Below are 22467 nucleotides of genomic sequence, written 5' to 3'. Positions count from 1 at the left end.
CATGACCACAGCATCTATCCAACCTTTAAAATTTACTCTTGGCCCGGTTCAGTACTATTGGACCAAACAGCAGATGCAACTGTTTTATCAGGAGGCGGCAGCTTCAAAAGCTGATGTCGTCTATCTGGGGGAGACGGTCTGCGCAAAAAGAAGAGAGCTCAAGTTCTCGGATTATATGGACATTGCCTTGATGCTGCGTGAAGCCGGCAAAGAAGTGGTGTTGTCGACCATGACCCTGCTGGAGTCTCCCTCCGAGCTTCGTGAACTTCGTCGCTACTGTGACAATGGCGAGTTTATGATTGAGGCCAACGATGTCGGTGCTATTTCCATGCTGCAAGAGCAGCAACTGCCCTTTACGGTCGGCGCAGCAGTGAGCGTGTACAACCATGTCGCACTGCGGCAACTACTGCAACTGGGCATGAAACGTTGGGTTATGCCGGTAGAACTTTCGCGGGACTGGTTATCTAACATCTTGCATCAACCTTTGATCGCTGATGTCCGGGATTGTTTTGAAGTGGAGGTATTTGCTTTGGGCCATTTACCCCTGGCCTGGTCAGGACGCTGTTTTACCGCCCGCTCCGAAAACCGCTCAAAAGATCAATGTGAACTCTGCTGTCTGAAGTATCCAAAAGGACGACTGGCAAACAGCCAGGACGGAAAGAGCATGTTTCTGCTCAACGGTATCCAAACCCAGTCAGGAGATAGATATAACTTACTCAATGATTTACCCTCCATGCATGGTTTGGTGGATTTAGTCAGGATCAGCCCGGAGCCGGACCATACGTTTTATTGGCTGGAGCAATTTCAACAAGAAAAACGCACTGCACTGCCACCTGGAGATTGCAACGGATACTGGCATCAATTAGCAGGGTTAAATCAGATAGAGGTTGAGTAATTTAATGGCAAACATAAATACAGAAAATCAGCAGCACAAGGCCAGAATTGGCATTGTCACCATCAGCGACAGAGCCTCAGCAGGAGTGTATGAGGATATATCTGGCCAGGCAATCATTGATACCTTCACAGACTACCTGACAAGCCCATGGCAAGCAGAGTATCGCTTGATCCCCGATGAAAAAGATCTGATTGAAAAAACGCTTTGCGAACTGATTGACCAGGCAGGCTGCGCTTTGGTTGTCACCACTGGAGGAACAGGGCCGTCAAAACGTGATGTCACCCCGGAAGCGACAGAGGCAGTGTGCGACCGGATGATGCCGGGTTTTGGAGAACTGATGCGACAAGAGTCGTTAAAATATGTCCCTACAGCGATTTTATCCAGACAAACGGCTGGACTCAGAGGTAATAGTCTTATTATCAATCTACCAGGTAAACCCTCTGCTATTCGTCAATGTTTGGACGCCGTATTTCCGGCTGTACCTTATTGTCTTGACCTGATGAATGGCCCTTATCTGCAAACCAATGAAGCCGTGATGAAAGTATTCAGACCGAAAAACTGACACTTCAATTGCTGCGGATCAAGAACAACCAGATCACCAAAAGCAGAGTGGCAAACCAAAAACCTGACATCATTTGCCAGAACAGCAGCCGGTTTGTTTTGTGTTTAGCCACCACCTGCTGCTGTAAAAACAGAGGATTAGGATTTTGCAGATCTTTCATCAGCAGAGGAACTGAGGCATAACGCTGGGATAAATCCAAGCTCACTCCCAGCTCTAACGCCTTGTCAAACCAAAGAGGGATCACAGGATTATGCAAATAACTGGGTTTGTAACGTAACTTCTGATAATCACGCATACTCTGGCATTCCTCCACTTTCGGACCGTACGGAAGCTCACCGGTAAAAAGTTCGTAGCAGATGGTCGCCAGAGCGTACACATCACCCTGCTCACCTGAATTATGTCCAAGTAAATAATGCGGATCGGAATAGCTGGCAGTACCCAGCGCACTATCCTGAGCAAGAGGTGAATAAATTTCCGCTAAGCCAGCGACATAAACAGAGCCAAAATCCACCAGGATCAACTGGTCATCATGACGAACCATGATATTGCCTGGTTTCAGATCCTGATGCACAGCACCTTGTCGATGCAACGCCAATACGGCATCCGCAATTTGACGAACCAAAGCAATAGCTTTTGAGGGTTTGATAGGCTTACTTGCCTTAGCAAACCACTGTTCCAGTGTTTCGCCTTCAATATATTCAAGCAAGTAATATAAAAAAGTTCTGGCACGCTTTTGCCTGTGAACCTGAACGACGTGAGGATGCTGTATTCTCAAACCTATCCATTCTTCACGAATAAAACGCTCGATATAAGCATGATCCTCGCAAAAGTTTACAGAGGGTGTTTTTAACACCCAGCAAAGCTCTGTTTCTGTATCACGAACCAGATATAAATGGCTGCGACTGCTTGAGAACAGCTCTCTTTCTATCAGGTATCCGTCTACCTTCATTCCGGGTACCAGCACGGGTAAAAAAGGCAGTCTGGTTAAACGTTCACTGTAATCATCCAGACTCTCTGAAGGTAAACTAAGAATATCGACTATCAATGCACTGACATTGTCGTCACTGCCTTTGCAGAGCGCCAACTGACAGAGATCAGCAGACACCTGCTCTGCAGACCGTTCGCTACTTAGCGCAGCAAACAGCTCTGACTCCTCAACAAAATCATATAAACCATCAGTACAAAGTAAAAATCTGTCGCCATTTTCAATGCTGATGGCATCCTGATCCCATAGGACACTTTGATCCATCCCCAAAGCCCGTCCCAAAAACTGCCTGCTTTCGCTAAGAACAGTGGTATGGTCCTGCGTCAATTGACGCAGCAGGCCTTGTCGCCACAGATAGATCCGACCATCGCCGATATGAAACCAATAAGCCGTCCGAGATTTAACCACCAGTGCGTCAAAGGTCGTTAAGAAGCCTTTTTCATTATTGCTAAACTGATGGCTTTGTTTATAGAGCGCACTATTTATAGTAGCGATAAGCTGGCCAGCGCTATAGGGTACCGACCAGCTATCGGGAGTATTCAGGTATTCTTCGGCAAAATACTTCACTGCATAGTGGCTGGCTTCTAGCCCCGCTTCCGCTGAACTCACGCCATCAGCGACACAAAAGCAAGCCCCTTTGTGCACAAGCAAATGCTTATCTGAAGGGAGCTGTTGGCTAATGGCATCTTCATTAGAAGCTTTGATACCAGCCAAAGTCTCACCACCAACGGCAAGTTGTAACAACATACCGTCAGAACCAGCTATAACATCTGGGAACACTGAGCCTCCGTTCAAGCTAAGTAACTTAGATTAGCTGACATGTATGTGATGCACATTGCCTTCTTCGTCTACCTCAGTCATGTGTCCCTTTGGATCATCAAGAAACATCACAGCCACTAATCCAACCAAGGCGGATGCCGCAATCACATAAAAGAATGTACTGTAATCCACATAACTCAACACGGTCAGATAGACCACGGCCCCGACATTACCGTAAGCGCCAGCCATGCCGGCTATTTGACCTGTCATTCTTCTTTTGATCAGCGGTACTATGGCAAATACAGCGCCCTCACCACCCTGAACAAAAAACGAACAGGCCATGCTAACGAACACTGCAAGTGGCAACCACCAATGACTGTCCATCAAGCCCATCATAAAATAACCAGCAGATAAACCAGCGATCAGCAACACCATACTTTTCCGCCGGCCAAATTTATCTGAAAACCAGCCGCCCATAGGTCTGGAGACCAGGTTCATAAACGCAAAACTGGAGGCCAGTATACCTGCACTGACAGGACTTAAACCTTCAAAGGTATCCAGAAAGTACAAAGGCAACATCGAGACTACGGCTAACTCAGAACCAAAGGTAGTGAAGTACGCCAGATCTAAAATAGCCACTTGCTTAAAGGAGTACTTTTCGTGTTGAGGCACACCTTTGCGTAAATGTTCAACGTTGACCCGCCACACCTGATGAGTCTGAACAATATACAGAATGACTAAACTGGCCCAAATCAGATACATGTATTGTTCAGAAAACAGATTGACGCCTGCAGGAGACATTTTCCAGGCCAACATAGCAAGAGCCAGGTGCATTGGAATATTTAACACTATCAGTAGCCACAAATCGGTCCAACTTGTGACCTCCATTGCTCCACTCTTTTTAGGTTTAAAATACACTGAGCCTTTGGGTGTATTGCGGGCCTGATGATAAAAAACGAGGGCATAAACAGCGCTTAATACACCCACACTGATCAACGCATAGCGCCAGCCATCAGCACCACCATAAAGCAGCGCAATAGTCGGAAGCGTCATAGCTGCCGCAGCTGAGCCGAAGTTGCCCCAACCGCCATAAATCCCTTCAGCTGTGCCCACCTGATGACTTGGAAACCATTCCCCTACCAGCCGGATCCCCACCACAAAGCCAGCGCCTACAAAGCCCAGCAAAAATCTGAATAATGCCAGAGTTTCGAAACTTTCAGCGAGCGCAAATCCAATACAAAAGAAAGCAGAAATCAGCAACAACAGACTGTACATGATCCTTGGGCCAAACTTATCAACAAGGATCCCAACCACTATCCTGGCAGGGATAGTCAAGGCAACGTTCAGAATGAGCAAGGCTTTTATCTGGGCGTCAGTTAAGCTCAGCGCCTGCTTAATTTCTGTTAATAGAGGTGCATGGTTAAACCACATCACAAAAGTCAGAAAAAAGGCGAACCAGGTCAAATGCAGTGTTTTTATTTTTGCATCGCCAAAATTCAGCAAATTGACCTTTCCGACATCAGCAGCGGAAGAGGACAGCTTGGACATATAAACCTCCAGTGGGGAACCTATTAGATTTAAACCAGCTGAAGAATAGAGAGTCTGCAGACTAAAAACATTGACTTTGATCAATCAAAAAAATCCACAAACCGCCCCTCCGGAATCGGCTATCCACATAGAGGTAGCCGGTCATTCCCAGCCAAAGCGCTCCAGTACAACCCCCTCTACCCCTTAAGTGGTACAGCAACCCGAAGCGCCATAAAAACAAAAGCGAAAGAGATACTCCCCCGCCCCTCCCCTCGATGATTCAAACAGGTTTATTATCTCCATTAAGGTTAGAACAGAGGCTATCTGATGTCTCATCCACAAGCCCGAAGGGCCCTTATTTGCTCGGTATTGGCTTTTGCCTGGTGCTTTGCAATTTGGTGTTTGTATGCTGCGGTAGGACTTGAACTTGCAGCAGAGTTAAAATTTAGCGCCACTGAATATGGTCTCTTCGTCTCAGCTCCCATAGTGACGGGGGCTTTACTGCGCTTCCCGGCTGGTTTGCTGACAAAAACCAAAGATCCACGCGTACTGTGGATGGGATTGATGCTGTTGTTAATACCGGCACTACTGCTGTTGCCTTATGCCCAAACTATGCTCAGCTTGATTAGTCTTGGATTATGGCTGGGGATATCAGGTGTCTCCTTTACTTTTGGCATTCAGTATGTTTCAGCATTTTATCCCCCCGCTTCGCAAGGCACTGTAATGGGGTTATTTGGTACTGGTAATGCCGGCGCTGCACTTAGTTTATTTTTAGTGCCACAACTTGAAAAATGGCAACTCCCCATCAGCACTGGCGCTGTTTACGCCCTACTGACCGCATTAGTTCTGCTGTTTTTTTATCTATATTCTCCAGCCATGCCTGCGCTGACTCAGCCTAAAACAGCACAGAGTTCCAGAATGGACGCCGCACCAGCACAGAGTTTGATGTCAGGACTGCAGTTACTCAAAGAGATGCGACTGTGGCGTTTCTCACTCTACTACTATTTTGTCTTTGGCAGCTTCCTTGCGCTGTTGTTATGGTTACCGCATTACTATATGCAGGCTTATCAACTCAGTGCATCAGATGCGATGACGTTCACGCTTTTCTTTGTGATCACATCCAGTATGGCCAGAGCACTTGGAGGTTGGTTGGCCGATCAGTATGGAGGCAGAGCGGTCAACTGGAGTGTATTCTGGATTTGCCTGATTTGTTTATTTATCCTGAGCTATCCGCCCACCAGTCTAGTGATACATGGCATAGAAAAAGAAGTTGTTCTGGAAATTAATATCAACATCTGGCTCTTTACCATTCTGATTTTTGTGATTGGCATAGCTCAAGGGCTTGGCAGAGCCAGTGTATTCAGAACGCTCTATGATTATTATCCTGAACAATTAGGCGCAGCAGGAGGTATGGTTGCGGCTATAGGTGCTCTTGGCGGCTGCACTTTGCCGCTGATGTTTGGTTTATCTCAAGACATATTAGGCATTCACACTGCATGTTTTATGCTGCTATATGGCGTGCTGGCACTTTGTATGATCCTGATGTTTTTCGCGAATCAACAGCAACTTTATCAACGGGAACTGTCTTTAGCACGGGCTCATAATTTTTTATTAGATGAAGATAATTAAGCCTTCAACTTAACTACTGGAAACAGATATGCAAATCACTGACCTGGAAACTGAGCTTAAAATGCATCCGTTACTCAGACTGGCTTTTCGTCCACTCTTCTTGTTTGGTGCGGCCTTTAGCGCTCTGGCCATTTTGATATGGGGTCTGGCGCTGTTCGGAAAAATCCATATTGAACCTGTTGGAAATATCCTGTTTTGGCATAGCCATGAAATGATTTTCGGTTTTGCCTGCGCTATTGTCATCGGCTTTTTACTGACGGCGATGCAAAACTGGACCGGGCTGAGAGCTCCACATGGTAAGCAGCTATTTTTCCTTATCACCCTGTGGCTCCTATCCAGAGCGCTGATGTTATGGGGAGCTGCTTTGCCTCTATGGTTAGTCATCTTTATAGATATAGTTTTTTTACCTTCGGCTGCTGTTTTGCTTGCCATCCCCATTCTGGCTGCAAAACAAGTCAGGAATTTGTTTTTCATCCCCATCTTACTTCTGTTGACTGCCTGTAATGCGATTAGCTGGCTAGGTTTATATCTGCATGACTATGCATTACAGCAACATGGGCTGTACAACGCTGTACTACTCATTACCTTATTGATGAGTATCCTCGGTGGACGGGTGCTGCCTATGTTTACCGCCAATGGTACCCTGACCAAAAAGGTTGACCCCATTGTCTGGCTGGATCGACTGGCACTCGGAGCCCTCTGGCTTATTTTCATTCAACAGTTTCTCAAGCTGGAAAATTATCTGCCACACCCAGTGATTGGTCTGCTTTATGCTGTCGCAGCGGCTCTGTTGTCTGTTCGCTGTGCACGCTGGAAACTTTGGATCACCTTCAAAGTGCCACTGCTCTGGTCCTTACATTTGGCCTACTGGTTCATTCCCGTAGGGCTGGCTTTATTTGCAATGCACTACAGTGGCATAAGTTTGAATGGCAATGCGATACTCAAAAGCACCGCAATGCATGCTTTAACAGCGGGCGCCATGGGGTCAATGATTCTGGCCATGATGGCCAGAGTATCGTTAGGACACACAGGAAGACCTCTTCAGGTGTCCCCTCTTATGGTGCCAGCCTTTATGTTGGTTCTAAGCGCAGGGATCAGCAGAAGCCTGCTGCTGATCCTCTTCCCAGAGTTGACTCAGACTATTCTGGCTCTCTCGATCATATTTTGGGTGTCCGCTTATAGTCTGTTTTGTTTTTGCTACAGCAGAATACTGACAACAGACAGAGCAGACGGCAGACCAGGTTAAAGCCATGTACCCAGGTCACTTCAAAATGCAAAATTCAGCGTCTTGAGGTGACCAGGGTAGAAATCCCCCTCACCAACTACCTATGAAGTAGTAGCTGAACACTAGTGTTGATTTATATCAATCTTCTTCAGGCTGAGCAGCCTAGACTGCATATACCCTTCGTTTTTGAAGCAGCCCCCTTTGTTGGCTGCACCATCCAGGCGCTATTTCAAATGTCTTGGGTATAGCAAATGTACAGGAGATAAATATGGCAACGAAATCAGATAAACCTCTAGTCTATGCGTGTTCAGGCTGCTCCAAAGTTGCTCAATTGGCCAACGATCTTGCCGTAGTGCTTGACCGTGAGGGCATTGCAGAAATGTCCTGTATCGCAGGGGTAGGAGGACAAGTAAAGCCATTGGTGCGGATCGCCAAATCAGGCAGGAATATTCTGGCCATTGATGGCTGTCCCCTCAATTGCGTAAAACGCACGCTGGCCTGTCATCAAGTGGTTCCCACCTGGCATTTGGAGCTAACCAGCTTCGAAACCGAAGCCATGGAAAAAGGTCAAAACGAGCTTCAGCAGGCTTATAAACTATTGCAACATATTCAACAGGACATACTACCGCCAGCATCTTATGCCGAGCAGGTTCAGGTTCAAAGCATGCATTAATGCTTTCACGTGCGAGCTGTATTTTTAAAGGATCAGAGTCTGTACATTCGGGTGTTCTTGCCATAGATCCCGAAAAATATTTCCATGCGTTCTAGCCATTTAACTGGTAACGCCTTTAAGTGACTACCCCTAAATGGGTAGCACACCCGCCACTTGAAGGTCATATCAATAAATAGCTAAGCACTCTAACATTGATCTAACGCCGAGCGATGTGGGCTAAGTCCGGAAACACCGGATACGAGGTAGCGAACAGCTATCCGTCTGCTTCTGCCGTGGTAATAGTGCCACCGGGCCTGATTGGAAACAGTCCGACCTCCCGACTTGGAAAGGTGTACAACCATGCTTCACGATCAATTTAGCCGAAGATTCAGCTACCTCAGACTATCCTTGACAGAAAGTTGTAATTTCCGTTGTAGCTATTGCCTGCCAAATGGAAACGAATGTCAGACTCGTAGTCACGAACTCACCTTGCCGGAAATAAAGCGGCTGGTTACGGCCTTCGCTATGGCTGGCACCCGAAAAATCAGATTAACAGGTGGAGAGCCGAGCCTTCGACGCGATCTATGCGAAATAATCTCCATCTGCAAAGAAACGCCCGGCATAGAAACCGTGGCGATGACCACAAATGGCTACAGACTAAAACGGGATATAAGTAGCTGGCTTGATGCAGGTTTAGACGCGTTGAACGTTAGTGTGGATAGCCTTGACCCTGCGACTTTTGAACTCATTACAGGACAAGACAAGCTGGTTGAAATTCTGGAAGGTCTTGAACTGGCAACTCAGCTTGGTATTAAAAAATTAAAGCTCAATACGGTCTTACTTCGGCAACATAATTCAGGTGCACTGCCGGAATTTATGGATTTTGTGAAACACCGTGCAATCACCTTGCGATTCATAGAATTGATGCAAACCGGTGATAACAATGCTTTCTTTGCGCGTCAGCACCTTTCAGGTGAAGAAATCAAACAACAATTATTGGCGGCTGGCTGGTTGCAGGCGGTGAAAGACCAAGACGCCGGCCCTGCGCAAGAGTTCTACCATTCATCCCACCAGGGCGGCATTGGCTTGATCATGCCATACAGCAAAAACTTTTGTGCAGACTGTAACAGACTCAGAGTCTCCAGTCTGGGAGAACTCTATCTGTGTTTATTCACCGAGCAGCATCGCAGTCTTCGACACTTGCTACAACAAGACCAACCGCTCAAAGTTCAGCAGTTTTTGCAACAAAGTTTGCAATTTAAAAGCAGTAGTCATCAACTCGCAGAGCAAAAAACCGGCGCAACCCGCCATCTGGCAATGATCGGCGGCTGATGCAAACAACAGTCATCCTGATATGCAATACAAAGCGGGTGTAGTGGTCATGCAAAGTGCAATAATTTTGGCTGGAGGTCGTTCCTCAAGGATGGGGCAAGACAAGGCGCTGTTAAAACTACAAGGCAAGACCCTGCTACATCGCGCAGTGGCTCTGGTTAAAGCGGCAGGCATCAATCAAATACTGATCAGCCGAAATGAACCCGGCTTTATCAATGATCTGTACCCGGGAGCCGGACCTTTGGCTGGTATTCAATCCGCCTTATTGCATGTCAATGCGAAGCATTGCCTGGTGCTGCCGGTCGACACGCCATTACTTACTGCAGATTTATTGAAGTTGCTTCTACAACATCCTTGTAGCTGCTTTGCAGACTCTCCATTACCTGCGGTCATACCTAATACCACTGAAGTAAAACACTGGTTATCAAATCAACTGCAACAAAAAACGCCGGACCGCTCGATTCAGCAATTTTTACAGAGCTTCGGTGTTGTAGAAATAGAGTGCCCAGACCAGCAAGCACTGGCCAATACCAATACACCGGATCAGTGGCAGCATGTGATACAGCTCTGCGGGGATCATGCAAAAAACCTTCAGTATCACCAACCATGATGGGTGAAAAATCAGTCCGAATTTTCTGAGAGAGCATGCAACATGGCAAAAAAAACGAAGCCCTTTAAGTCACTTAGTATCGCTGTTTTGACTATTTCAAATCGCCATACCCCGGACACCGATGAGAGTGGGCATTTAATCCATCAATTACTGACCGAGGCAGGGCACTGCGTGAGCTATCGTGAAATAGTCCGGTCGAATTTGTATACAATCAGAGCCATAGTTTCGCAACTTATTGCGGACCCCGCTAGTCAGGTGATTATCCTCAACGGAGGCACAGGTTTTGCGCCGGATAATTGTACGGAGGAAGCGCTGCTGCCCTTACTGGATAAAAAAGTGGAAGGATTTGGCGAGCTATTCCGCTGCTTGTCTTATCAACAAATTGGCAGCTCAAGTATGCAGTCGCGGGCCTTATCCGGTCTTGCCAATCAGACCTTACTTTTTGCTATACCAGGCTCCCCTTCTGCATGTTCGCTCGCCATGCTCGCGCTGATCCTGCCACAACTGGATGCGCGTCAGGGCCCATGCAATTTTGTTGGGCAACTATGTAACATCAGCTCTGGCTGTAGTAAAGACTTGGATAACGAAGAAGGTAGTGTATGAACAATGACCCTAATGTAGCAGCAACCCTTACGCATTTAACCAAAGACGGCAGTGCCCAAATGGTGAATGTTGGCCATAAAGCCGTGAGCTCGCGAAAAGCGATAGCATCAGCTGTCGTGATCACCACTCCTGAAGTGGTGGGCTTGCTGTTATCCGCTTCTCTAAAAAAAGGGGACGCCTTTGCCTGCGCCCGTATTGCGGGGATCATGGCAGCCAAAAAAACCAGTGACCTGATCCCACTGTGCCACCCCCTACTGCTCACTAAAGTTCAGGTGGAATTCAGCGCGGATCAAACATCAGGACAGGTAAAAATAATGACCTCTTGCGAGGTCAATGGAAACACGGGGGTCGAAATGGAGGCCTTGACTGCTGCGGCCGTAAGCGCACTGACTATCCATGACATGTGTAAGGCAGTCGACCCGGCCATCGTCATCACAGACATCAAGCTTGAAGAGAAAACGGGCGGGAAATCGGGCGTCTGGATACGTGAAGATTATGTACAGCACAGAGACAGCTATCAAGACCATACTCTAATCGGCAAACAAGGAGACTTCTGATGATCCGGATCCTATTTTTTGGCGCTCTGCGCGAAAGATTGCAACAAGACAGCCTGAACCTCCCACTGAGCACAAGCTGCAGTGTTGAAGAGCTGCAGCATCAGCTTTGTGCTCATTTGCCAGCTTTTGCCGAGTCAATCAACCGCACAAATTTGCTTTGTGCGGTAAATCAACAACTGACCAAAAAGGATCAAATGATTCAAAGTGGTGATGAGATAGCTTTTTTTCCTCCTGTCACAGGAGGATAACATGACTGAGAAACAATCAGCAGCTATCACAGTAAAAGTTCAGACTGAGGATTTTTCTCAGGAGATGATTTACAGGCAGTTGGCCGCAACCCCTTATTGCGGCGCAATAGTCACCTTTGTCGGTCTGGTACGTGATCACCCTGAGCTTGAGTTGAAAGCGCTGGAATTAGAGCATTACCCGGGAATGACTGAGCGGTGCCTGTTTAGTATTGCTGAACAGGCGGTTCAACGTTTTTCCTTGAACGCAGTGCACATCGTTCATCGAGTGGGGTATCTGACTCCTGAACAGCAAATTGTCATGGTTGGGGTTGCTGCTGGCCATCGTTTAGCGGCCTTTGCAGGTGCAGAATTCATCATGGATTATTTAAAAAACCAGGTGCCTATCTGGAAAAAGCAACATGATGCATCAGGAACGCTGTGGGTTGAGGCGAAAACCAGCGATCAACAGCAATACGACAGGTGGTCAAAATGTTGAAAACCTGGCCAACACAGTCCTTATTGAAGTTTTTTTGTAGCTTGCTTTGTATTGTGAGTTTCAGTATGCATGCTGAACCACAACTTGTACTCAGAGTTGCGGCAGCCTCAGATTTACGTGACGCATTAAACGCTATAAGCCTCGAATTTCAACGGACCGAGCCAGGAATACCAGTACAAATCGTATTTGGATCGTCTGGAAAACTGAGCCAACAAATCCAACACGGTGCTCCTTATGATCTCTATTTCTCTGCAGATATACATTTCGCCGAGCAGTTATGGCAAAAAGGTTTTGCCCAGCAAGCTCCGGTTGCTCTAGGTCGTGGTCATTTAGTATTAGTGACCAGAGCAACACTGCAACCCGCTCTGCGCTTAGCCGATCTTACAGCTTCGCGCTTTCGACGTATCGCCATCGCAGAACCACAACACGCTCCCTATGGCGACAGAGCTAAACAAGCTATAGAGAAGAGTGGACTTTGGCACAAGCTGGAAAATAAAATTGTGTATGGAGAAAATGTCGCCAAGACCTTTCAACTGGTGCAAAGCGGCGCCGCCGATGCCGCATTAGTGGGTATGGCCTTGGTAACTAAACCTGAGCAGATCCAGCCTTATCCGATGATCAATCAAGACCTGCATTCCCCATTAATCACAGCCTTTATCAAGATAAAAAGAGCTCAAAGCTCCCCCCAAATAAGCGCTAGAGCTCACCAGTTCAGTGACTTTATGCGCTCAAACCAGGCACAACAATTACTGCTCAGTTATGGATTCACTGCGCCATGAATACTGAGTTGTTCCGCCTTAGCACAGAAGATTGGCAAGCTATTTGGCTGACACTCAAATTGTGTAGCCTGACCACCCTGATCTTATTGTGTATTGCTATTCCTTTGGCCTGGTGGCTGGCATTTGGTCAACAGAAACGTCATAGTTTCGTTGAGGCTTTGGTCACTCTTCCTCTGGTGTTGCCTCCAACTGTGCTTGGCTTTTATCTCTTGCTACTGCTCAGTCCAAATCATGGCATTGGGAACTGGCTTACTGCCGCAGGACTGCCGCCTTTGTTATTCAGTTTTGAGGGGCTTGTACTGGGGTCGGTAATTTATTCTTTGCCATTTGCTGTGCAGCCTCTGAAGCAGTGTTTTCGTAGCATTGGCACTCAGCCCCTGGAGACGGCCGCCTTACTGGGCGCTAAAAAGTTCGACAGGTTTTACAATGTGCTACTGCCTCTGGCAAAACCAGGCTTAATAGCAGCAGCCAGCTTGAGTTTCGCCCATACCTTGGGAGAGTTTGGCATGATCATGATGATTGGCGGTAGTATAGCTGGCGAAACTAAAGTACTTTCCGTGCTTATTTACGATCACACTGAAGCCATGAATTACGATGCAGCCCATCAGCTGTCTTTTTTCCTGTTAGTACTCTCTGTTTTACTACTATTCATTCTAAATCGCTGGCAGCAGGATAGTCGCAGATGAACGACAGACACGACTTTACCGCTAAAGTATCTGGTGGCACTTTAGGCAAAGCTACAACGTACCTCCGGCAGCTGATACATTCACTCTTTCACTCCTCTGATGTAAAAGAAATGCTCAGTGCAGATAAACCTGAAACTTCATCGTTATGGCTCGATATTTCTCTGCAACGCCAAGGTTTCCGGTTACGCATAAAGACCCAGATTGCTTTAACAGGTATTACCGCCATTTTTGGGCGCTCAGGATGCGGCAAGACTAGCTTACTCAGAGCAATAGCAGGTCTTGAACCCAAGATCACCGGAGACATCTGTTTTGGTGAGCAAGTCTGGCTTTCAGACAGGTACAAATGCCCGGCAGAGCAAAGGCGAATTGGCTTAGTGAGTCAAAATGATTCACTGCTACCTCATCTTACTGTTGAACAAAATCTGCTATTTGGTTACCAGCGGACCAGCCCAGACTTACGTCAATTGCATCCTGAGGATATCTATCAGCAGCTTGATTTAACCCCTCTGCTTCACAGAGCTGTGCAGCAATTGTCCGGCGGTCAGAAACAGAGAGTTGCTCTTGGTCGAGCACTGCTGGCACAACCTCAGTTATTGCTGCTCGATGAGCCATTGAGCGCTCTGGATCGGATAGGCAGACAAGAAATTGTGCCCTACTTACGTCGGGTACTTATCGATATCAATATTCCGGTTTTGTTGATCAGCCATCAGTTAGAGGATGTGGTGCAACTGGCAGACTTTTTAATTCTGCTCGAACAGGGACAACTGAAGGCTCAGGGAGCGCTAGCAAAATTACTGCACAGCGAGCCTGAATTGCAATCAGAAGCGATGAGTGTGTTATATACCAGGCAATTACCCAAAGAGCCATCATTACCCTCTTCGGTCTGCCAACTCGAACTGAGCGAGCAGCGGATCCTATTGCCTGCATCACCGTCACCCAGCACCAATTTGCCTAAAATGTGCAGATTAAGGATCCGGGCTAAAGACGTTAGTGTAAGCCTGCGACCTTTAGAACAGAGTTCAATACAGGTGCAGTTGCCCGTGCAGGTCACACACTGGCAGGCGGCATCCTCTACGGCTGAGCTATTTTTATATTTGTCACTCAGTGATGGTCAGCAGTTGCTTGCTCAGATCAGCCAATACTCTTTCGACCAGTTAGGCATTAAAAAAGGCTGTAGGCTCTATGCAAATATAAAGGCTGCAGCTATCAGTTGACTATCATTTGCTAGATTACCGGTAAGGCTTTTTTCTGCGCAGCTAGAAAACCATTTGCAAATGCCTGCAAACGTTCGCTACGACTGTCGACCGGTAGTATCAGCTCGATTAATGTAAATTTTGTTGGCTGTTGTAACGCCATAGTCATCGCTTGTTCCAGTTCATCAAAATTTCTGACCTGATGACTCTCACCCCCCATGCCTTTGGCAATAACTGAGTAATCCCACCCCTGTAGACAGGTAGAACTTAAATCGGGTGAAAAAGCTTTGATCATTTGCCAGCTACTGTTGTTGAACAACAAGATAATAGGAGCAAAACCATATCTGGTGCAATGTCCAAGCTCCAGTCCTGTCATTTGGAAGGCGCCGTCGCCGACTAATACTAATGGACGACTACCCGTTGCAGCCTGAACGCCCAGCGCCGCCGGCACGGCATACCCCATAGAGGCGTAAAAGGAAGGAGCTAACAAGGTTGAAGATCTCAGATGCAAAGACGCGAAAAGACAATCACCAATATCACTGACCACAGGAACAACAGAAGAGTGATGACTGAGGATTTCATCCACTAAAGCAACGGCATTGACCGAATTAAAGCTGTTCGCAGTGCGGGTTCTTCGGCTTTTCAATCGGGTTTGTTTAGCGATCTGGTGAGAAAATGCAGCTAAATCTGTAGCCAGCAAAACGGACAATAGATCCCGAATAGCCAAATCATGGAAGGCAAAGCCTGCCATCCTGAGCTCTCCTTGCTGGACAAGTATAGATTTCTCTATCGGAAACAATGCCTGATGAGCAGCAAAATTACTATCGCTTTGAATCACGCCTAACTGAATGATTAAATCGGCGTCCCGGATCAGTTCATACTGAGACTGATCCTTGCTATCGATAAAAACCCCCGCATACATGGGATGTAACTGGTCAACACAAGCTCGTCCCAGCAAAGTGGTCATCATAGGAATATTCAATTGGGAGGAAAGTTGCTCAACTAATGCGCCAATGCCAAAACGGCGAACGCCAATACCACATAACAACACTGGTTTTTTCGCTTGAACTAACCGTCTTTTAATCTCCTCTGCTGCAACAGCCAATAGTTGTTGATGCTGAAGCTCTGAATGAATCAGGGCGTTGCATGGTTTTGGATCGGCCCGCTCAACATCTATGGCTGGCAGTACCCAGGCTGACGCATCCCTTGGCATTTCAATCAATATGGGCCGGGATTCTTTCAGACAACAGTGGATCGCATAAGAAAGTTCAGCGGCTGCCGTGTTGACGTCGTCTAACCTGACTTGTGCACAGGTGATCTCCCGATAAATGTCCCGTTGGGAGTCGACATGGCGGGCTTGATGGTGGATCACTAATTCTCTTTTTAGTTCTTGCTCAGAGGGAAAACCGGCAATGATGATAAGAGGAACCTGTTCCATATAAGCCTGAGCCACCGCATTTACCGCATTGAGCGCTCCGGCACCATAGGTCAGCACAGCAACAGAAGGTTTATTACTGATCCGGGCAGCACCATCCGCAGCGAAGATGGCAGATGGTTCATGACTCAGGTAATACAGTGGGATTTTTCCGGATTGCTCTATCGCCAAAAATAACGGCAAAACAAAGTCACCCGGAATGCCGAAAATTTGCTGGGCACCAGCTTGTTCAATCTGCTGTAACAATAAATCGACCAGCTTCATAATCACACCTCATAGTTTTAGTTCACAAAGTGTGCGGCGAAGCGGGTGATGCATTATTGATTTAGATCAAGCTGTTCAGCAGCTGAGGATGGCAATAAGGGGGTACTAACATCTACTCCCTATCTCCGGCTTTTGAACAACAGCAGCTATGCAACAGCGCATAGCTGCAGGAGTTGGCGGAAAAAAACGTGCAAGAACAGTGCGCTAGTTTAATAGCTCACTGAAAAACTGTACTTTGACCAGTTCCCCGGCTGCGACATCAGAACGTTCGGCCTCAAGAATAGCGAAACAGTTCGCATCAATTAATGACGTCAGCATACCCGAACTATCTTTACCAACCGGCCGGACAGTAAGGCGTCCATTGGACTGTTCAACAAATGCTCGCTGGAAATCAAGGCGCCCGGGCTTTTTGCGAAAGGTTTGCGAAGCAATGGCTTCAAATAACTGCGTTTGAATCAACTTCTCTCCAGCTAACTTCCGAAGAGCGGGTTGTGCCAGTTGATCTAAAGTGACTATCGCAGAGACCGGATTACCTGGTAAGCCAAAAAACCAACAGGCATTTAATTTGCCAAACGCAAATGGTTTTCCGGGTTTGATTGCAACCTTCCAAAAGTCCACTTGCCCCAATTCGGCGAGGACTTGTTTGGTGTAATCAGAATCACCCACGGAAACGCCGCCACTTGTGATCAAAACGTCAACTTCATCCGCAACTTTTTGGAATAGAGCTTTTAGCAGTGAAGGATCATCAGCCACCCATCCAAAATCAACCAATTCAACATCTAGCCGTTTCAACATTGCGGCCAAAACAAACCTATTACTATCATATAGCTGTCCGTCTCGAAGACCCTCCCCCGGTTTTACAAGCTCATCACCCGTTGATAATACGCCCACTTTCAGCTTCCGAAACACGGGTAATTTGGCAAATCCTAAAGTCGCAGCCAAACCAATGTGCAAAGGACCGAGTCTCTGTCCTGCGGACAATACTAAGGTGTCTTTTTCAATCTCGCTGCCAGCAAGACGCACATGAGAACCCGCTGAAACCTTTTGCTTAAATTCAATACAGCCAGCAGAGTGAACTAAAACGTCCTCTTGCATCACAACAGTATCCAATCCAAGAGGTAATTCGGCTCCCGTCATAATCCGAACACAACAGCCAGCGGGAACAACTTGATGATAGGGATGCCCAGCCAGGCTATGCCCAATTACTCTGAACGAAGCATATGCGTCAAGGTCGGAAAACTTAAAAGCGTAACCATCCATAGCTGAATTGTTATAGGAGGGTATTTGTAATGGTGAATTAATATCCTCAGTAAGGATTCGACCAAGACAGCTACTTAACGGCATCATTTCTGCAGAAAGCTTACAACTTACAGCATTTAACAAAGTTGTAACTGCTGCTTCAAAAGTCAACATCGTATTCTTACCCTGAGAGGCTTTCATTAAAAGGTCCTTTGTCTTCGTAAAACGGTGTCACTTTAATTCTGGTTGTTCACCATCCAGACAGCCGCTTCAACTCTGGAACGTAAATTGAGTTTCTTCAATAAATGTTTAACGTGCACCTTTACTGTTCCATCTGAGATATCTAATTCACGTGCAATAAGTTTATTGCTGCGCCCTTTAGCAATTAAACTCAATATTTCATATTCCCTGTTGGTTAAACTATTGATGTCGGCAGCTGGCTTTTCCGCAGGCCGCCTGATGGCCGCCGCTAACGCCGCATTCACGGCATCACTCAATACCATTTTTCCGCTCGCGGCTTTTTTTATTTGCTCTAACAACTCATCAGGATCAGAGTCTTTCAGTAAATAACCATCAGCTCCCTGACTAATAGCCTTAACAACATCTTCGTTGTTATCTGAGACAGTCAGCATGACAATTCGTGAGGTGATGCCCTCGTCACGAAATCTTTTTAAGGTTTCAAGCCCATCCATGCCCTGCATATTCAAATCCAGAATAATCAAATCAGGTTCCGTTTCAGACACTATGGTCAAGGCTTCAGCGCCGGAGCCAGCTTCTGCAATAATTTCAAACTCAGGTTCAAAGCTCAATAACTGACGAAGCCCCTTGCGAAGTAGGGGGTGATCATCGACAAGCATTACCGTTGTTTTACATTCCGACATTTCATTCTCCGACATCCAAATCTCCCGGTACACACCTATGCTGCAGTATTGTAAGGGTAGTTAGCTTGATTTATATCATGTCTCTGATGATGTTTGGCACATTCCTCTATTACACACTGGCTAACGAACCTAGAACACTATCCGTAATTCATTGTTTTATTTAAAAATAAACATAAAACCCACTATCCATACCTCCTTGTAGGTATCTACTCTGCCTAACAATTCTGTCGAAACTAACTCCTCAGAACAATTGTAGTGGTTCACGGCTGTCTGCATAGTTCCATAGCACCTTTTCTGGGTTAGCATGGAGTGAAACTATGTCGAATTTAAAACGTTGGGAACCGGAAAGTGAAACTTTCTGGCAACAGCAAGGCAGTAAAATTGCAAATCGGAATCTGTGGATCTCCATTCCCAGTCTGCTCTGTGGTTTTGGTGTATGGATGCTATGGAGCATTCTTACAGTACAGATGTTAAATGTAGGTTTTCCTTTTACAACCAGTGAATTATTCACTTTAACTGCAATTGCTGGTTTAACTGGCGCAACTCTGCGTATTCCATCAAGCTTCTTCGTCAGACTTTGTGGTGGTCGTTACACATTGTTTTTGACAACTACACTATTAATTGTTCCTGCTGTATTCACTGGCTTTGCATTGCAAGACAAGACCACTCCTTTATGGGTATTTCAGTTAATGGCTTTGTTATCTGGTATCGGAGGCGGAAACTTTGCGTCTTCGATGTCAAACATCAGCTTTTTTTATCCAAAAAAACAGCAAGGCCTTGCTTTGGGTCTGAATGCGGGCCTTGGTAACTTTGGTGTGACTACAGTGCAGATTGCTGTACCTCTGTTTATGTCTTATGGCGTATTTTCGATGTTTGGTGCTGGTGAACCTATGGTACTTGAAAAAGCCAGCGGAACCGTCATCGGCACTATTGCAGCAGGCTCTCAGACATGGATCCAGAATTCTGGGTTTGCCTGGCTAATCACTCTTGTACCACTGGCATTTTTGCTCTGGTTTGGCACTAACAATATTAATACCGAAGAAGTCACACCTAAACTTCCCGCAGCACCGATTTCTTTTTCAATTATCTTGGCCATGTTAGGTATTGGCTTTTTAACATCTGTCGTTGGTCTTTGGTTAATGTTGCCAGAAAATGCCAATGGTTCAGGCTTTGGTATTCCCAAAGAGATCGTTATAGTCTTGGTTCTATTTTCAACTGTAATGCTTCTGAAGCTACTGCCTGGTGCAATTCGTACCAGCCTGGATAGACAGTACAAAATTTTCAACAATAAGCATACCTGGGTTATGAGTGTTTTATATGTCATGACTTTCGGTTCCTTTATTGGTTTCTCTGCAGCCTTCCCTCTTTCTATTCAGGTGATTTTTGGGTATAGCCATGTGATGGTGGATGGCGTGATGACTCATACCACACCAAACCCTAATGGCCCAAGTGCACTGACTTATGCATGGATAGCACCTTTTATCGGCGCTCTGATACGCCCTGTCGGTGGTTGGATCGCAGATAAAGCCGGTGGTTCTTTGGTCACTCAGATTTGTTCTGTCATTATGATTATATGTGCAGTGGGTGCAGCCTACTATATGCAGCTGGCCTATCAATCTGCCACTCCTGAACAATACTTTGTGCCGTTCTTCCTGATTTTTTTAGGGCTATTTGCTGCCAGTGGTATTGGTAATGGTTCAACGTTCCGAACTATTGCCGTGGTATTTCCTAAAGAGCAAGCAGGGCCCGTATTAGGCTGGACCTCCGCTGTCGCGGCTTATGGCGCTTTTTATATACCACAGGTACTGGGAGAACAAATCAAAGCTGCTACGCCAGAATATGCCATGGTTGGTTTCGCCGCATTTTATATTCTGTGCTTAGTGTTGAATTGGTTTTTCTATTTACGGAAGAGTGGGGAGTTTTACAATCCATAGAAAACATCTTTGACTACATCCACAGAGAAGCCATTTTCTCCTTCAGTTGGCTTCTCTGTGATTAAGTATAATGCTCTGTTTAATTTCCTATTTTTCTTAAGCAGACAACTGAAGATAGTTTGGCGTGAATCTAAAATAAACTCCTGTACCGCCCTGCTCTCGCCGACTAATTCGGATGGATCCTCCTAGTTGCTTACATCGCTCTTGCATGATGGCCAATCCATAGTGATTTTGTTTTTCAGCCTCGGGGGGGATACCTACACCGTTGTCTTCGATTGCAAGTTCTATCGCCTGGTCAGATCTCTGCACAACTCGAATCAATACCTCAGTTCCCTGGCTGTGGTGTACCGCATTCTGACTTGCCTCACGCACAATTTGTAACAAGTGTATTTCTTCGTGTGGCTCTAATGGTGTATTAGTCAGCTGATAATCTAACTTAAATTTCATTCCTGACTGAGCAGATAACTGGGTCGCGGTTGTCTCCAGCGCTTGCTGTAATCCACCACCATCAACTTTCAATCTAAAGGTTGTCAGCAACTCTCTGAGTTGCCTGTAAGCGGCGTCCAGTCCGTGTTTTAATTCTGAGGCTACATCTAGCATCGACACTTTGTCATCCAACGAGATCGCTTTATTCAATCTGCTTACCTGAATTTTTAAATAGGACAACGCCTGTGCCAGTGAGTCGTGCAATTCGCGAGCTATCACTGTTCTTTCCTGCATTAAAGCTAGTCGTCTGGATTGTTCCGCCTCTGATTTAAGACTCATCGCAATAGCGAGCTGATCAGCGAAGGTAGATAGCAATTGTTGCTGCCACTCAGCCATATCAACTGATGGCTCTATTCTCACAACCAGTACACCGTAGTTATGATTATCACGGCGAAGCTGATAACGAAATACCACCATATCCCCAAGGGGAACACCTCTGGCCGGAGCTTCAATACAATCATCGCAAGTTGCTCTGCTGCAGGCATCATGATCTACATCTCCAGGTTGCAATTGCAAGTAAGGTAAATTACCGCTTTCAGTGATTAAACAAAGTTCAATATCCTTAATGTTTGACACCTCTTGCAGACGATTAATGAGGTCGTCAAGCTGCTTTCTATCTGGCACTTGCTGATTAAAACTGCGTGCCATGTCGTATAAAAATTGCAATTTGATATTACTTTGTTGTAATGCCTGGGTTTGTTGATCTACCCGTTTTTCAAGACTTCCATACATATAGCCTATGGCGTCACTCATCTTATTGATGGTGCCGGCAAGCACTCCGAGTTCATCATTCTGCTGGGGCTGTATTCTTGAGGTGAAATCACCTTGACCTATACGGCGTGCCGCACGAGTCAACTCTGAAAGAGGCTGCTCTACTCTGGTCTTTAACCAATACATAACAATCATAGCCAGAATCACGGTCAAAAATAATGCAACGATCTGAACAAGTCGCAAGGTACGAACCTTAGTCTCTGCATCACCTTGTATTCGACTTACCAAATCTTCCAACAAACCTACATGCCTAGTAATCCCTGCACTCAACTGCGCACTACTGAGTTTACTTTCACTCATAAGTGCAGATAACGTAAGCCAACTAAGTCGAGCCTCACGGAATGATTCTCTTAGTGGCAGATCTTCATGCTTTAATCTCAAAAAAACAGGATGCTGCCAACTATTCAGTAACTGTTGCTGCGCTTCAACCAGTTCATCCGATTTTCCTTGTTGGCTTAGCAAGGCCACTTTGTAAGTTTGCATTCGTAAAGAGCCAGCAATATTGATGGCTAAAGCATCACTGTCAGCCTTTTCAGACAACCAGTAAGAAATAAGCATAGTGCCAAGAGCCAAAGTCACTATGCAGGACAAAGCGACACCAATTCGGGTAACAATTGAAAATTCTTTCATCTTCAAATTCATGTTCACTCAGACCTATTCAAAATTAAACGCCATAGCAACAGGGTTGAGCAAGCTAGCTACCTCCTTTATCTTACCAGAGGTCTAACTCTACTTACCGC

General features: G+C 46.2%; 21 protein-coding genes and 1 riboswitch. Of the genes, 15 read left to right on the top strand and 6 right to left on the bottom strand.

Features of this window, described 5'->3' with window-relative positions:
- Position 1 precedes the first annotated feature (1 nt).
- Positions 2 to 895, top strand: a complete 894-nt coding sequence (locus tag LSG34_RS08460) for a U32 family peptidase (RefSeq protein WP_233008388.1) — start codon at positions 2 to 4, stop codon at positions 893 to 895.
- Between the two features lie 4 nt (positions 896 to 899).
- On the top strand, positions 900 to 1457 hold the full coding sequence (gene mog / locus LSG34_RS08455) for a molybdopterin adenylyltransferase (protein WP_233008387.1): 558 nt from the start codon (positions 900 to 902) through the stop codon (positions 1455 to 1457).
- Between the two features lie 4 nt (positions 1458 to 1461).
- Here mog and LSG34_RS08450 read toward each other — a convergent pair whose 3' ends face one another.
- Both LSG34_RS08450 and LSG34_RS08445 read right to left on the bottom strand, forming a co-directional pair.
- Complete coding sequence (locus LSG34_RS08450; RefSeq protein ID WP_233008386.1) at positions 1462 to 3222, bottom strand: bifunctional protein-serine/threonine kinase/phosphatase; 1761 nt, start codon at positions 3220 to 3222, stop codon at positions 1462 to 1464.
- A 30-nt stretch (positions 3223 to 3252) separates the two neighbouring features.
- Positions 3253 to 4749: a NarK family nitrate/nitrite MFS transporter gene (locus LSG34_RS08445; RefSeq protein WP_233008385.1), complete on the bottom strand. Its 1497-nt coding sequence runs from the start codon at positions 4747 to 4749 to the stop codon at positions 3253 to 3255.
- A gap of 306 nt (positions 4750 to 5055) precedes the next feature.
- On the opposite strand from LSG34_RS08445, the gene LSG34_RS08440 reads away from it, so the two are divergent.
- The 12 genes from LSG34_RS08440 (at position 5056) to modC (ending at position 14738) form a co-directional block, all read left to right on the top strand.
- A complete protein-coding gene (locus LSG34_RS08440) occupies positions 5056 to 6357 on the top strand; it encodes an MFS transporter (protein ID WP_233008384.1) in 1302 nt (433 codons plus the stop codon).
- 28 nt (positions 6358 to 6385) lie between these two features.
- Positions 6386 to 7603 (top strand): NnrS family protein, encoded by a 1218-nt coding sequence (locus tag LSG34_RS08435; protein WP_233008383.1) that lies wholly within the window; start codon positions 6386 to 6388, stop codon positions 7601 to 7603.
- A gap of 247 nt (positions 7604 to 7850) precedes the next feature.
- A complete protein-coding gene (locus LSG34_RS08430; RefSeq protein WP_269822841.1) occupies positions 7851 to 8255 on the top strand; it encodes a putative zinc-binding protein in 405 nt (134 codons plus the stop codon).
- 188 nt (positions 8256 to 8443) lie between these two features.
- A riboswitch (molybdenum cofactor riboswitch) is annotated at positions 8444 to 8603 on the top strand.
- Positions 8595 to 9566 (top strand): GTP 3',8-cyclase MoaA, encoded by a 972-nt coding sequence (gene moaA, locus LSG34_RS08425; protein ID WP_233008382.1) that lies wholly within the window; start codon positions 8595 to 8597, stop codon positions 9564 to 9566. (Overlaps the previous riboswitch by 9 nt.)
- A 49-nt stretch (positions 9567 to 9615) precedes the next feature.
- Positions 9616 to 10176, top strand: coding sequence for a molybdenum cofactor guanylyltransferase (gene mobA, locus LSG34_RS08420; RefSeq protein WP_233008381.1), 561 nt, complete (start codon positions 9616 to 9618; stop codon positions 10174 to 10176).
- Positions 10177 to 10218: 42 nt separating this feature from the next.
- A complete protein-coding gene (locus tag LSG34_RS08415; protein ID WP_233008380.1) occupies positions 10219 to 10779 on the top strand; it encodes a molybdenum cofactor synthesis domain-containing protein in 561 nt (186 codons plus the stop codon).
- Entirely contained in the window at positions 10776 to 11336 is a 561-nt protein-coding gene (gene moaC, locus LSG34_RS08410) for a cyclic pyranopterin monophosphate synthase MoaC (protein WP_233008379.1), read from the top strand. Before LSG34_RS08415 ends, moaC begins: the two co-directional genes overlap by 4 nt.
- Positions 11336 to 11584, top strand: coding sequence for a molybdopterin converting factor subunit 1 (moaD, locus tag LSG34_RS08405; protein ID WP_233008378.1), 249 nt, complete (start codon positions 11336 to 11338; stop codon positions 11582 to 11584). The genes moaC and moaD overlap by 1 nt, the downstream gene beginning before the upstream one ends.
- Position 11585: 1 nt before the next feature.
- Positions 11586 to 12059 carry a molybdenum cofactor biosynthesis protein MoaE gene (locus LSG34_RS08400; RefSeq protein WP_233008377.1) on the top strand — a complete coding sequence of 158 codons (474 nt, stop codon included), beginning with the start codon at positions 11586 to 11588 and terminating at the stop codon, positions 12057 to 12059.
- On the top strand, positions 12053 to 12838 hold the full coding sequence (gene modA / locus LSG34_RS08395; protein WP_233008376.1) for a molybdate ABC transporter substrate-binding protein: 786 nt from the start codon (positions 12053 to 12055) through the stop codon (positions 12836 to 12838). The genes LSG34_RS08400 and modA overlap by 7 nt, the downstream gene beginning before the upstream one ends.
- 8 nt (positions 12839 to 12846) lie before the next feature.
- Positions 12847 to 13524: a molybdate ABC transporter permease subunit gene (modB, locus tag LSG34_RS08390; protein ID WP_233008980.1), complete on the top strand. Its 678-nt coding sequence runs from the start codon at positions 12847 to 12849 to the stop codon at positions 13522 to 13524.
- On the top strand, positions 13521 to 14738 hold the full coding sequence (modC, locus tag LSG34_RS08385; protein WP_233008375.1) for a molybdenum ABC transporter ATP-binding protein: 1218 nt from the start codon (positions 13521 to 13523) through the stop codon (positions 14736 to 14738). Before modB ends, modC begins: the two co-directional genes overlap by 4 nt.
- Positions 14739 to 14748: 10 nt before the next feature.
- Here modC and LSG34_RS08380 read toward each other — a convergent pair whose 3' ends face one another.
- The 3 genes from LSG34_RS08380 to narL all read right to left on the bottom strand — a co-directional run bounded on the left by LSG34_RS08380 (position 14749) and on the right by narL (position 18536).
- A complete protein-coding gene (locus LSG34_RS08380) occupies positions 14749 to 16416 on the bottom strand; it encodes a thiamine pyrophosphate-binding protein (protein WP_233008374.1) in 1668 nt (555 codons plus the stop codon).
- A 204-nt stretch (positions 16417 to 16620) separates the two neighbouring features.
- A complete protein-coding gene (gene moeA / locus LSG34_RS08375) occupies positions 16621 to 17856 on the bottom strand; it encodes a molybdopterin molybdotransferase MoeA (RefSeq protein ID WP_233008373.1) in 1236 nt (411 codons plus the stop codon).
- Positions 17857 to 17891: 35 nt separating this feature from the next.
- Positions 17892 to 18536: a two-component system response regulator NarL gene (narL, locus tag LSG34_RS08370; RefSeq protein WP_332909086.1), complete on the bottom strand. Its 645-nt coding sequence runs from the start codon at positions 18534 to 18536 to the stop codon at positions 17892 to 17894.
- A 317-nt stretch (positions 18537 to 18853) separates the two neighbouring features.
- Between narL and LSG34_RS08365 the strand changes: the two genes are divergently transcribed.
- The gene (locus LSG34_RS08365) at positions 18854 to 20470 is read left to right on the top strand and encodes an MFS transporter (RefSeq protein ID WP_233008371.1); all 1617 of its coding nucleotides are present in this window, start codon (positions 18854 to 18856) and stop codon (positions 20468 to 20470) included.
- Positions 20471 to 20566: 96 nt separating this feature from the next.
- Here the strand turns inward: LSG34_RS08365 and LSG34_RS08360 are convergent, their stop codons facing one another.
- Positions 20567 to 22357 carry an ATP-binding protein gene (locus LSG34_RS08360; RefSeq protein ID WP_233008370.1) on the bottom strand — a complete coding sequence of 597 codons (1791 nt, stop codon included), beginning with the start codon at positions 22355 to 22357 and terminating at the stop codon, positions 20567 to 20569.
- Between the last annotated feature and the right edge of the window lie 110 nt (positions 22358 to 22467).

The sequence above is a fragment of the Rheinheimera faecalis genome, assembly GCF_021290965.1.
In the GTDB taxonomy this organism is placed as follows: domain Bacteria; phylum Pseudomonadota; class Gammaproteobacteria; order Enterobacterales; family Alteromonadaceae; genus Pararheinheimera; species Pararheinheimera faecalis.
Note: the sequence above shows the minus strand (reverse complement) of the source record. Positions and strands in the feature narration are given on the sequence as shown.